Origin of the sequence: Synechococcus sp. PROS-U-1 (assembly GCF_014279755.1) — a bacterium.
Taxonomy (GTDB): Bacteria; Cyanobacteriota; Cyanobacteriia; order PCC-6307; family Cyanobiaceae; genus Parasynechococcus.
The window spans coordinates 1,512,188-1,523,982 of sequence record NZ_CP047951.1 but is presented as its reverse complement, the minus strand read 5'-3'; the positions used below and the strand labels follow the sequence as shown (position 1 = coordinate 1,523,982).

The window sequence follows — 11,795 nt, the reverse complement described above, 5'->3', positions numbered from 1 at the left end:
CGTCGATGCCTGAGGAGATCAGCGCCCAGGAGCTTGAACAGCTGCTCCAGATGATGACCCTGCCCCAGCCGCCCTACTTGCTGGCTGGTATTGGCTTGTTGATGGGAGTGCTCTGCGGTTTGACCTTCGGTCGCCAAGTGCAGAACAAATTGGATGGTTGGAAGCAGGACCGGCTCCCCCTGTTGCCTCTGGGGACAGTTGAGATCAACCTCAGTTACGGCGGCACTCTGATCGGTGTGACGTTGTTCATCGGCTGCTGCCTTCAGATCTTCGGTTTCGCCGCAGGCGCCGCCCTTCTGGTGGCTCTTCTGTTGTCGTTGCTGACGGGTGGAGCCTTGTTCGCTCAGCTCGAGCGACTGATGCAACAGGTGGAACAGGGCAATTTCAAGGCTGTTGATTTCGACAATTTCGACGAATTCTTCTGATCTTGTCTTCTCATTTGATTCGTCTTCTGAAGCCCTTAAGCGAAGCCGCTTTTCTCGCTCTAGGGCAAAGGCTATCGACAGAATGAAGCTGTATCTGCCTTTTTGGACGTGACAACCGTGTCCGCGGCCATTTCCACCTGCAGGCTTCTGGTGGTGGAAGACGACGACAGCATTCGGGAAACGGTTGGTGAGGCCCTGCGCTCGGAGGGCTATGAGGTGCTCACCAGTGCAGATGGCTTAGCCGCTCTCAATTTGGTGATGGCTGCAACCTCTGATCCGGTGGATCTGATTGTGCTTGACCTGATGCTTCCAGGTCTTAGTGGGCTTGATTTCTGCCGAGAGCTTCGTCGCTTCAACAACATCACCCCGATCCTCGTGATCAGTGCCCGCGACAGTGAAACCGACCGGGTGCTCGGGCTCGAGTTGGGTGCGGACGATTACCTGGTCAAACCCTTCGGGCTGCGTGAGTTGGTGGCGCGCTGTAGGGCGTTGCTGCGCCGTTCCCGTCAAACGGAGGCCTCTCCCGCGGAATCCCACAGCTACGCCAACCTCTGTCTGTTCCCCAATGAATGCAGGGTCACCAGGGATGACGTGGATCTGACCCTCTCCCCCAAGGAATACAAAATTCTGGAGTTGTTCATTCAGAACCCCAAGCGCGTCTGGAGTCGCGATCAGCTGCTGGAGAACATCTGGGGTGTCGATTTCGTCGGTGACACCAAGACCGTGGATGTGCACATTCGCTGGCTGCGGGAAAAGGTTGAGGACGAGCCTTCATCCCCCCAGTTGATCCGTACGGTTCGCGGCTTCGGTTACCGCTTCGGCTGAGGGCGACGTGTTGATCTCTGCGGTACTCGGCTTTGCTGCTGGCATCGGGATCACGCTTGTGCTGCAGCGTCGAGGCCGTGTCTTGGCGTCCTTGCGAGACGACGAGGAGCGCCCTTTCTCTTTGGATGCTCCCCAGCTTCTGGCCTGGATTGATGCGGCCACCCAGGGCTGGATGATCCTGGCTCCTGATCACTCCATCGCTTACATCAACGGGCGGGCCGAACGTCTGCTGCACATTTCTCGCAATCGCCTGGTTCGGGGCATGAACCTTTGTGATGCCCTGGATATTCCCGCGTTGGAGGAGGTGATCTTCAGCAACCGCTATCAGCACCGCCCCCAGCGTTGTGAATGGGAGCAGCAGGGGGATCCGTTGGAGGCCATGGTTCTGCCGGGTAGCGATGAATGCTTATTGGTGTTGATCCAGAGCCGCCAGTCCCTCGAAGCCCAGCAACAGCAGCAGGAACGCTGGGTCAGTGATGTGGCCCATGAGCTCAAGACACCTTTGACAGCCCTGATGCTGGTGAGCGATCGGCTGGAGCTCGCCGTGAATTCGGAAGACACGGCTCTGGTGCAACGGTTGCAGAAAGAACTTCGACGTCTTCAGTTGCTGGTGGAGGATCTGCTGGAGTTGTCTCGGCTGGAGAACAGCCTGCCCCAGGAATACAGCGACTATGTCCCCATCACCCTTGAGGATCTGGTCGACAGTGCTTGGGGATCCATTCGCCCGATCGCAGAGGAGCGCCAGGTCACGTTGCAGCTGGATCGATCCGAATCAGGACCTTTGCTCGGGGATCAGCGTCGTCTGCATCGCGCCGTGCTCAACCTTCTCGACAATGCCCTGCGTTACTCCCCGGAGGAGAGCAGCGTCGATGTGACCGTGCGCCAGAGCGGCGGCTGGTGGCTGCTCAGCATCCGTGATCACGGCCCTGGCTTGAGTGAGACCGATCTCAGCCGCATGTTTCAACGCTTCTACCGGGGGGATCCCTCCCGGGCTCGCTCAAGCCGTAGTGGAAGCGGCCTTGGATTGGCCATCGTGCAGCAGATCGCCGTGAACCACGGCGGTCGCATCGAAGCTCGTAACCATTCCGCTGGGGGGACGTGCATGGATCTTCTGCTCCCACGGGAGCCGGTTGGATGACGCGGCAGCGTCTCCAGAAATTGATCGCTTCTGCTGGTCTCTGCTCCAGACGCCGTGCTGAGGAATGGCTGCAGGCTGGTCGCGTCACGGTGGATGGCCAGGTCTCCCGCGTAGGAGATCAGGCCGATCCGCTCCGGCAGACGATCCGTGTGGACGGCAAAGAACTGCCCATCCGCAAGGCGGCGCGGGTGCTGTTGTTGAACAAGCCCGTGGGAGTGATTTGCAGCTGCAACGACCCTCAGGGGCGGCCGACGGTGCTCGATCTGCTGCCACCGGCGCATCGGGACGGTTTGCATCCCGTCGGGCGTCTGGATGCCGACAGCCGTGGTGCCCTGCTGCTCACCGATCTGGGTGAGCTCACGTTGAAACTGACCCACCCGCGCTACAGCCACACGAAAACGTACCGGGTGTGGGTTGAGGGTGTGCCGTCCGAAGCGGTCCTGGACCGCTGGCGTCGGGGTCTTCTGCTGGATGGGCGCCGGACCCGCCCTGCGCAGGTGCGTCTGTTGCGAAGCAGAGGCGGGCGGTCGCTTCTCGAGATTGAGCTCAGGGAAGGTCGAAACCGACAGATTCGCCGGGTGGCGGAGGCCCTTGGCCATCCGGTGCTTGACCTCCAGCGCACGGCGATTTCGGGACTGTCGCTTGGTGATCTGGCTGAGGGGTGCTGGATGTGGTTAGGCGAGGGAGAATGGAAGCCCCTGCTTGAACGGGCTGACCCCTTGGATCGGACCCATAGCCCATGCGACTGAAGCGTCCAGGACTCTGGTGGCGACGCCCCCGCAGGGGGGCTCGCCCTGATGTCGGTTCGGCTGAGAACCAGGTTCAGCAAAGCTTGGACCTTGGACTGATGCTGCGGCGGCGGAGAGAGGAACTCGGCCTCTCGCTCCGGGATCTGGCCACTGAAACTCGGATCACAACACCTGTGATCGAAGCGCTGGAGCGTGGCTGGAGTGATCGCCTGCCTGAACGGGCCTATCTCGCTTCGATGCTCCCCCAGATTGAAAGCCGCCTGGCTCTTCCCAGTGGATGCCTCGCCCCCTTGCTGCCCCAGCCGGTGTTGCGTCACCGTGGACCTGCCAAGGCGGGTCTTGGTCGCTTCACCCTTGGCAACATCGATGTGTTCACCACCTGGCAGGGCACGGTGGTCTATGCGGTCGTGATCGGCCTGAGTTTGCTGGGCATCAACCGCCAACAGCAGGATCTGGCCCTGCGCAACAGCCTGGCCCTGGAGCCTGTGCGTGCCGATGTCGAGGCGATCAACCGTCGCCCGATCCTCGCTGGCTCAGATGAGCGCATCGCCGCCTTGCGGCCCTTGGAACAGGTCCAGCAACGCACACCTCAGGAGTGGCTTGAGCTGGTGAGTGGTGCCCTGACGCAGTCCCAGGGGGTGCTTGAGGTTGTTGTTGCAGAGCCCAGAGGGCTGCAGCTTTCCAGCGGTGGTGGAGACAGGATTCAGTTCACAGCCAGTGCCGGCACATTGACGCTTCAGTTGCAGGCACCGATTGAGGTCCGCCTGGATCCTCCAGCTGGTGCTGGCGATCAGGTTCTCTGGAACGGTGACCCTCTGACGGTGGATCCACAACGACCAGGGATCTACCGGGTCAACAAGCTGCCTGCCCCCGATAGCGACCGTCCCCAGACCGCTCCTCTGGATCCGTAGCCGCCAAGCGCATTCCCCAGAGCAGCATCAAAGCTGCGCAGCCTCCAGCTCCAGTTGCCTTCACTGGTGCCAGGTGTGTTGAATCGGGCCCGATCATCCAGGTGCATGAGGTCCTGGAGTGGGGCGACCACCAGCCCTGCAGTCGTCGCAAAGGCCATGTCGAGAAGATGCCAAGCCGGGGCTGAGATCTCACCGTTGACTCGCGTGGAGATTCGGGCCCGACTGTCGGCATCCAGATTGTTCCACCAGCCCAGGGTGGTGGGGTTGTCGTGGGTGCCTGTGTAGACGACCCAGCGATGGCCCTCGGTGTTTTCAGGCAGATAAGGGTTATTCCTCTCACCATCGAACGCGAACTGCAGCACCTTCATGCCCGGCAGCCGGAATGCATCGCGGAGTGACTCCACATCCGGTGTGATCACGCCGAGATCCTCGGCAATTAAGGGGAGTGCACCACCGGCATCTTTGCGGAGGTGACGCAGCAGGGCGTGGCCTGGGGAGGACTGCCACTGACCATTTTCAGCGGTGCGATCGGCACCTGGGACGGCCCAGAAGGCTGCAAGAGCGCGGAAGTGATCAAGGCGAAGTAGATCCACGAACTCCCGCTGGCGAGCGATTCTTTGGCGCCACCAGTGGAATCGCGTGATCCGATGTTGTCCCCAGCGGTAGACCGGTGATCCCCACAGTTGCCCTGTTTCCGAGAAATAATCGGGTGGTACACCGCTTTGAGTGGTGAGTTGGCCGTTCTCTTTGACTGTGAACAGCGAACGGTTGCTCCAGACATCAGCGCTGTCACTGCTGACGTAGAAGGGCAGATCGCCAAACAGCTGGATGCCGACATCTGCCGCCTGTCGACGAATCGCCTGCCACTGCCGGTCGAGATGCCACTGGATCAGCCGTTCCCGGAGCAGTGCGTCCTGGTGTTGCTCTGCCCAGGCTCGCAGCGCTTTTTTGTCATGACGGGCGAGGGGGAGGGGCCAGTCCCACCAAGCTGTGCCGTGCTGATCGTGCAGAACACGAAAGCGGGCGTGGTCGTTTAACCAGGCGCGTTGCTGTTGCGCCCAGGTGCCGAAATCGGCGTGTCGCCTTCCATCCTGATCACTCCAGGCCTCGAGCAGCGCATCTCCCAGGGCCTCGGCCCGTTGCTGGGCCAGACTGAAATCAACATGCTCCGCTCCCTCTAGCGGTGCATCAGCGCCTGGAGTCGCCCTGAGGGCGGCCTCATGGATGAACCCCTCGTTGGCCAGGTCCTGGCCATCCAGGAACCACGGGTTCAAGGCATTGCACGAGGGGGAGCTGTAGGGCGAGCCCGTTGGATCTGGAGGCGCCAGGGGCAACATCTGCCAGACCCCGATGTCATGCTGAGCCAGCAGTTGGAGCCACCGGCGGCAGGGCTCTCCGAAGCTGCCGCAGACGGGGCTGCCAGGCAACGCTGTCGGGTGCAGCAGCACCCCGGTGCTGCGCCCCCGTCCAGCCTTCGCTGGTTCAACAGTGGATTGATCCATGGGAGCCCCTTGGTCTCCCAAGGATGGCTATTTCAGAACAGGGCGGCATCCCCCAGGTCCTGCCCGGCCATGCCGTCTCGCGCCACGCGCTCGAAAAACTGCTCCAGCGTTTCGGTTCCGTAGGAGGGCGTGGCGTCGGCGTCGTAGCGCTGATTTTGCTCGTCCCAGACGAGCATCGATTCGCTGGCGTAATAGCGACCGATGCGCCCGAATTCCGCAGTGTCCTTGATGCCCGGGAACAACCGAGCCAAGCCGTCCAGCAGGGCGATCGGACCGTCCATCAGAGCAATGGGGACGGAAAGCATCCGCTGGGGGCGGTTCAGCGCACGGAAGAGCATTTCTCCCTGTTCCCGCGCGCTCAGCGCCGGCCCCGGACCACCGATGGGCAGCACCTGGTTGCGTTTGGTCTCGTCATGGATGCAGTCCGCCATGAACCGGGCCAGGTCTGCTTCGCTGATCGGCTTGCAGCTGGCCAGGGTGCCGCCGCCGAACATCACATAGGGGCCACCTTTCCGGCAGCTTTCCACCTGTCCGCCCAGACTCTTGAAGAAGGCGGTGGGGCGAACGATGGAATGGGTCATTTCTTCGTCCGCCTCGAGCACGGCTTCAAAGGCGAGCTTGGCTTTCTGAAACTCCAGCAGCGGCTTCTGCACACAGATGGCCGAGAGGAGCACGTAATGGGCCACCCCTGCAGCCCGGCCCTGCGCGAAGGTGTTGAGGGTCGCGGCGTGGTCAATGGCCCAGGAATCCTTGCGGCCGCCGGTGCGTGAGGCCAGGCAACTCACCACCACATCCGTCGGTTGATTGAAGGCCTCGGCCGCGATCGAGGCTGGATCGGTCACATCCCCGAAGCGCACCTCCGCCCCAGGGAAATCGGCGATGACCTCCTCTCTGTTTTGGCGGCCCCCGATGCCACTGCGCTCTCGGGCAAAGGCGATCACCTGGTAGCCCCGCTCCACGAGCTCCTTCACCACAAAGCGGCCGATGTACCCCGTCGCTCCGAACACCACCACCCGCACCTGTTCGGGCGGTCGGCTGCGGTAGTCGTGGCGGAGGGACATCGAGGACGGCTTCACGGGACCCAGGCTAAGAACTGGAGATCTGGGCGAAACTAAGCGCCATTGCGGTTGTTCCAGCGAAATGCACTGGTTGTCGCCACCCCGAGTTCGCGCCGTGCTGCGTGTGGGTTCAGCCTTGCTGGGTCTTGGTGTTACCGGGTGGTTGCTGGCGATGCTCTGGCCTGAACCCGACCGCGTTGCCCAGGGAGCTCCCCCCAGCGCGGATCAACCCGAAACCCTGGCCCCTTATCCCGAGGCTCCTGTCACGGTGTTGGTGATCGGTCTCGATGCTGATCGTCTGGGTGCTCCTTCCAACACAGCCGCACCCAAGGGGCCTGCCAATGCTGATGCCCTCTTGATGCTTCGCATCGCGTCTCAGGAGCCGCTTCAGGTGCTCCATCTCCCCACGGAGCTTGGCGTTCGGCTTCCAGGTCAGGGGGATCCCGGCAGCCTCGCCCAGTTGTGGAGACGCGGTGGCGTCAGTCTTGTCAGTGATGCCGTCCGCGACATTGTTGGTCTGGATGAAGGCGACCCCAAGCGATACGTGGTGATGCCCCGTGCGGCTTTACGCCGTCTCGTGGATGGCCTGGGTGAAGTGGACGTGGTGCTCGGGCAGTCCTATCAGCGCCAGGACAAAACACAGGGCTACAGCCTCAACCTTCAGGCCGGGCGACAGAGCCTGAATGGAGTGCAGGCCGAACAGCTGGTTCGCTACCTGCCCGATCCCAAGAACGTGTCCCAGCGTCGCCAGCGCCAGGACATTCTCGTTTCGGCCTTGATTGAGCAGGTCAAGGCCCCCAGCGGCATCGGGGTGATCCCTGCTCTGGTGGACCAATTGGATACCGAAATCGAAACCAACCTGAGTCGTTCGGAACAACTGAGCTTGGCCGCGGCGATCATTGCCAGTCCTGAACCTGTGGCGATCAGCCGCCTGCCATTGGCCAACCGAGCCGGTGATCAGACCCTCCGCCAAATCAAGCCCGAGGCGAGCCGTCCCCTCTGGCCCCAGCCCCAGCCTTAACGGCGCAGTCTTAACGGCACAGTCTTAACGGCACAGTCTTCGGGCCAGGGCATCGAGGCATTCGGCTTGATCTGGATGGTTCTCATCAGGAATCCACCCCAGCCAGCTGAGGCCATCCCTGCGTCGGGCTGGCCCGTTCCATGGGCCCTGGAGCTGAACCAGGCCAAGAAGGGGGACATTGAGTTCTCGGCAGAGGGCGGCATAGGCCGGGGCCGCTCCGGGGATTGCACCATCTGTGTCGGCTGTCGTCAGCAGCAGCACCGTTTGACGCCAGTCGGCCAGGCTCTGAAGCCAGCTGGCATCCCCCTGCGGGGTTGGCCGGGCTGCGTCACCGCTCAGCCGTACTAGCCCAGTGGCTGCAGGGTCTCTCTGCAGGAGTTCCGAGGGAGATCCACCGCTGGCCACGGTGGTCAACGGGCATCGGCAGGCCTTGGCAAGGGCCTCGCAGGCCTGGCGCATTTTGAGCTCTGGAAGTGGGCCCGCACCCACGAGCAGTGGGAAACCTGTGGACATGGGGGTGCTGCTCACCTCTACCATCGGATTACAGCAGAATTCGTTGCGCGGGCGCCGTGACCAGTTTCCTGACAGCAGCCCGTACCGAACAGGAGCAGATGGCTCCAGACAGCCGACGATTGCGTCTGTTCAGCGGCACATCGAATCCCGCTCTGGCGAGGGAGATCTCCGCTTATCTGGGTGTGCCAGATGGCCCGCGCGTCTGCAAGCGGTTTGCCGACGGTGAGCTGTATGTGCAGATCCAGGAGTCGATCCGGGGCTGCGATGTATTCCTGATCCAGCCCACCTGCGCGCCGGTAAACGACCACCTGATGGAACTGCTGATCATGGTGGACGCCTGCCGACGGGCATCAGCGCGGCAGATCACCGCTGTGGTCCCTTACTACGGCTATGCCAGGGCGGATCGTAAAACCGCCGGTCGTGAATCGATCACGGCCAAGCTCACGGCCAATCTTCTGGTTCAGTCCGGTGTTGATCGTGTGCTGGCCATGGATCTGCACTCCGCTCAGATTCAGGGGTATTTCGATATTCCCTGTGATCACATCTATGGATCACCCGTGCTGGTGGACTATCTCTCCACACAGGATCTGGGGGATGTCGTCGTGGTGTCTCCGGACGTGGGGGGTGTGGCGCGTGCCCGGGCGTTCGCGAAGCAGATGAACGACGCCCCGCTGGCCATCATCGACAAGCGCCGCACCGGTCACAACATGGCTGAGAGCCTCACGGTGATCGGTGATGTGGCAGGCCGAACGGCGATCCTGATCGACGACATGATCGACACCGGTGGCACGATCTGTGCCGGTGCACGGTTGTTGCGGGAGCAGGGGGCTGAACGGGTGCTTGCCTGTGCGACCCATGCCGTGTTCTCACCTCCCGCGAGTGAACGCCTGTCCGTTGATGGGCTGTTTGAGCAGGTGGTGGTGACCAACAGCATTCCGATTCCGCAGGATCGGGTCTTCCCTCAGCTTCAGGTGCTCTCCGTGGCCAACATGCTGGGGGAAGCCATCTGGCGCATCCATGAAGAGAGCTCGGTGAGCTCGATGTTTCGCTGATCGTTGGGCGGAATGGACTGTTGAAGGAGCGGGCTGGCGACGGCTGCATGCCGTTTGATTCAGGCGACTCTTTAGGGGAGGTGCTTCGACAGCGGTGGATCAGCGGTGGAGGCCCCTGGCTGGTGTTGCGCTCGCCACTCTGATGGCAGCACGTCCTGCTCCCTTGATGGCCGAGTCCCGCCTGGATCGGCTGCTGCGGCCCCGCAGCACGATGGGGGTCTGGCTGACCAACAGCCCCAGCAAGCTCTATTACGACCGGAAGCGCATCAGCGCAGCAATGCAGCAACTGCAGGAGGCGGGATTCACGCGTGTGGTGCCCAATGTCTGGAGTCGCGGCACCACCTTTCACCGCAGCCGTTTCGCTCCAGTGGAGCCCTCTCTTCAAAAGGTAGGACTCGGTGTTGATCCCATCTGCACTCTGGCGGCAGAAGGTCGGCGCCGCGGCATCAAGGTGATGCCCTGGTTTGAGTACGGCTTGATGGAGCCGGCGGATTCAGCCGTTGTCCGCCAAAACCCCAGCTGGGTGTTGGCCAAAGCGAACGGCCAACGCTGGATGACCATGCACGGGAACCATCGAATGGCCTGGCTCAACCCTGCCCATCCAGAGGTTCGCGCTCGCTTCATTGGTTTGGTGGTGGAGACCTTGAAGCGTTGCCCGATGCATGGTCTGCAATTGGATGACCACTTCGCCTGGCCGGTTCAGTTTGGCTACGACCCCACCACCGTGGCTCTCTACAAACAAGAGACGGGGATGGCGCCCCCCCGTGATCACAGTGATCGACAGTGGATGAAATGGCGTCGAACGCAACTCACGTCTTTGCTTCGTGAGTTGCGTCAACGCCTCAAGAAGGAGCGACTCTCCACACGGATCAGTTTGTCTCCAGGTCCATTTCGCCAGGCTTACAACCTTTGGCTCCAGGACTGGGAGCTCTGGGCTTTGGGAGGGCTGATTGAAGAGTTGGTTGTTCAGAACTACGCCTACTCCGTTCAAGGATTCGCGAAGGACCTTGATCAACCTGCCCTACGCAAAGCCCGCAGCTGGGGCATACCCTCCCAGATTGGCGTGTTGGCTGGATTCGGTAAACGCACCACCTCCATGGCCGTTCTGGAGCAAAAAGTGCGTCTGGCCCGTGAGCGTGGGCATGGTGTGATTTTCTTTTATTGGGAGGGGCTATGGGGAAAGCATGTGGCGGAACGCTACAGAGAGCGTCGTCGAGAAGCTTTTACAAGATTGGGCTCTGACTGAAGAAAAGGTGCCAGAGAACGACTGTTCGGTTCCGGATGCTGCGACAGTGTTTTCAGGTAGGGACGTCCCACAACACCATCAACTGTTGGATGGTGTTGATGTTGCACATTGGAGTGGGTTTGCCGCTTTCACTCAAGCAAGCGACCCAGGCAGGCGGATGACCGGAACGCTTGCCTGAGCAAGGATGATTACAGAATTTTGGGAGGACCTCAGCGTCCAGCTTCGGTGCAGCGCTTTCCGATTTTCGCCATGTAATCGGTAGTCAAAGCCTTGTCCTTGGCCATGGCAGCACCAGCTAAAACACCACGGCGGCATGCACGCCTCCATTCACCTTTCTCTGCATGTTGCTTCGACAGCTTCCTATCCTCCTGCCAAGGATTACTTGCATGAGACTGTGGAACAAATGCCAGCACACCCGAGACGGACAAGACCGTTGCAAGTGAAAGACGAAGCATGGATCAGAAAGCTTTTGACGTTTCTATAGCAATTATGGCGTTCAACGACTGTGGCTTCAATCCTATTAAATGTTTTTCCAAACGTCTTGAAAAGGCCATGCTCAACCCCTATATGCCTGCATGAAACAGTTCACTGAAACCAGTTCTGACCCCTATGACCGACATCACTACCGCTTGTGGTTCAGTGATGGTTCATTTCAGGATGTTGAAAGCTACGACGAAGCACAAAGAATTTGGTATTCCTCCAAGACAAGACCCAAGACCATTGAGGTCACACAACCGAAGATAAGACGGGGGGGCAAAGGTTTCTAGATCATCCGACAGAATTTATCCTCCCCCAGACAATGATGTGGGGAGAAGCAATGAGAGGCTTCGATTACTGGTCTTCAAAATCAAGATTTTCAAAGACTCGCTGTGTTCTGTTTTCAGACTTTTGAAGATGATTTCACAGCTTTTTGCTTGAGATCGTCATTTCACCAGCTCAAGACGCGGTTCTGGCAGTTAACTCGCTAACATGAGCACTAGCGAATTCGCTGGATCGTGTTGGAGGTATTCATTCTGGCAATAACATTTAGATTTCATCCTGGCTTGTTCTGCTGTCAACATCTCACTCGGCAAGCATTCGTTTGTTTGCCCTGAGTGATGAATCAGTACGAAGTCAACAGGATCCGTTCAAAGATGCGCAAGCTCAACCTTGATGATGAGTTTATTGATCTCTATGTGAATAAACTCATTCGAAATAGAGAGCCTTATGTTATGGCATCGAAGACCATTGATCGTTGGGAAAAGAGGGATTCAGGTCAATTCGTTCTTCAGGCTCTTGCGTGTGGGTTGATTGCTGCAGTTGTTGGAGGTTGGTTTGCTGTTGTTCAGTGAGTCGATGATCCAATCATGAATGAT

General features: G+C 60.0%; 14 protein-coding genes. 10 read left to right on the top strand and 4 right to left on the bottom strand.

All coding sequences use genetic code 11. The features are described 5' to 3' along the window. Nucleotides 1–5 precede the first annotated feature (5 nt). The 5 genes from SynPROSU1_RS08425 to SynPROSU1_RS08405 all read left to right on the top strand — a co-directional run bounded on the left by SynPROSU1_RS08425 (nucleotide 6) and on the right by SynPROSU1_RS08405 (nucleotide 4,048). A complete protein-coding gene (locus SynPROSU1_RS08425; RefSeq protein ID WP_186570126.1) occupies nucleotides 6–425 on the top strand; it encodes a hypothetical protein in 420 nt (139 codons plus the stop codon). Nucleotides 426–527: 102 nt separating this feature from the next. Further along, nucleotides 528–1,250: a response regulator transcription factor gene (locus SynPROSU1_RS08420; RefSeq protein ID WP_186570125.1), complete on the top strand. Its 723-nt coding sequence runs from the start codon at nucleotides 528–530 to the stop codon at nucleotides 1,248–1,250. 7 nt (nucleotides 1,251–1,257) lie between these two features. Then, complete coding sequence (locus SynPROSU1_RS08415; protein WP_186570124.1) at nucleotides 1,258–2,388, top strand: sensor histidine kinase KdpD; 1,131 nt, start codon at nucleotides 1,258–1,260, stop codon at nucleotides 2,386–2,388. Beyond that, complete coding sequence (locus tag SynPROSU1_RS08410; protein ID WP_186570123.1) at nucleotides 2,385–3,137, top strand: pseudouridine synthase; 753 nt, start codon at nucleotides 2,385–2,387, stop codon at nucleotides 3,135–3,137. Before SynPROSU1_RS08415 ends, SynPROSU1_RS08410 begins: the two co-directional genes overlap by 4 nt. After that, nucleotides 3,128–4,048: a helix-turn-helix transcriptional regulator gene (locus tag SynPROSU1_RS08405; RefSeq protein WP_186570122.1), complete on the top strand. Its 921-nt coding sequence runs from the start codon at nucleotides 3,128–3,130 to the stop codon at nucleotides 4,046–4,048. The genes SynPROSU1_RS08410 and SynPROSU1_RS08405 overlap by 10 nt, the downstream gene beginning before the upstream one ends. Here SynPROSU1_RS08405 and malQ read toward each other — a convergent pair. Beyond that, entirely contained in the window at nucleotides 3,982–5,550 is a 1,569-nt protein-coding gene (gene malQ, locus SynPROSU1_RS08400; RefSeq protein WP_186570121.1) for a 4-alpha-glucanotransferase, read from the bottom strand. The genes SynPROSU1_RS08405 and malQ overlap by 67 nt on opposite strands. Nucleotides 5,551–5,582: 32 nt before the next feature. Then, nucleotides 5,583–6,611, bottom strand: a complete 1,029-nt coding sequence (locus tag SynPROSU1_RS08395; protein ID WP_186570120.1) for an NAD(P)-dependent oxidoreductase — start codon at nucleotides 6,609–6,611, stop codon at nucleotides 5,583–5,585. A 79-nt stretch (nucleotides 6,612–6,690) separates the two neighbouring features. On the opposite strand from SynPROSU1_RS08395, the gene SynPROSU1_RS08390 reads away from it, so the two are divergent. Beyond that, entirely contained in the window at nucleotides 6,691–7,629 is a 939-nt protein-coding gene (locus SynPROSU1_RS08390) for an LCP family protein (protein WP_186570119.1), read from the top strand. Between the two features lie 24 nt (nucleotides 7,630–7,653). Here SynPROSU1_RS08390 and SynPROSU1_RS08385 read toward each other — a convergent pair whose 3' ends face one another. Continuing rightward, nucleotides 7,654–8,142, bottom strand: a complete 489-nt coding sequence (locus SynPROSU1_RS08385; RefSeq protein WP_186570118.1) for a hypothetical protein — start codon at nucleotides 8,140–8,142, stop codon at nucleotides 7,654–7,656. 56 nt (nucleotides 8,143–8,198) lie between these two features. Here SynPROSU1_RS08385 and SynPROSU1_RS08380 point away from each other — a divergent pair, with 56 nt between their 5' ends. From SynPROSU1_RS08380 to SynPROSU1_RS08375, 3 genes are read left to right on the top strand one after another with little or no spacing between them, the layout of a single operon-like run. Beyond that, nucleotides 8,199–9,194, top strand: a complete 996-nt coding sequence (locus SynPROSU1_RS08380; protein WP_186570117.1) for a ribose-phosphate pyrophosphokinase — start codon at nucleotides 8,199–8,201, stop codon at nucleotides 9,192–9,194. A 20-nt stretch (nucleotides 9,195–9,214) separates the two neighbouring features. Beyond that, the gene (locus tag SynPROSU1_RS13985; RefSeq protein ID WP_255444576.1) at nucleotides 9,215–9,337 is read left to right on the top strand and encodes a hypothetical protein; all 123 of its coding nucleotides are present in this window, start codon (nucleotides 9,215–9,217) and stop codon (nucleotides 9,335–9,337) included. After that, nucleotides 9,337–10,440: a family 10 glycosylhydrolase gene (locus SynPROSU1_RS08375; RefSeq protein WP_186570116.1), complete on the top strand. Its 1,104-nt coding sequence runs from the start codon at nucleotides 9,337–9,339 to the stop codon at nucleotides 10,438–10,440. The genes SynPROSU1_RS13985 and SynPROSU1_RS08375 overlap by 1 nt, the downstream gene beginning before the upstream one ends. Before the next feature lie 209 nt (nucleotides 10,441–10,649). Here the strand turns inward: SynPROSU1_RS08375 and SynPROSU1_RS08370 are convergent, their stop codons facing one another. After that, nucleotides 10,650–10,895, bottom strand: coding sequence for a hypothetical protein (locus SynPROSU1_RS08370; RefSeq protein WP_186570115.1), 246 nt, complete (start codon nucleotides 10,893–10,895; stop codon nucleotides 10,650–10,652). A gap of 678 nt (nucleotides 10,896–11,573) precedes the next feature. Here SynPROSU1_RS08370 and SynPROSU1_RS08365 point away from each other — a divergent pair. Beyond that, nucleotides 11,574–11,771 carry a hypothetical protein gene (locus SynPROSU1_RS08365; protein ID WP_255444575.1) on the top strand — a complete coding sequence of 66 codons (198 nt, stop codon included), beginning with the start codon at nucleotides 11,574–11,576 and terminating at the stop codon, nucleotides 11,769–11,771. Nucleotides 11,772–11,795 lie beyond the last annotated feature (24 nt).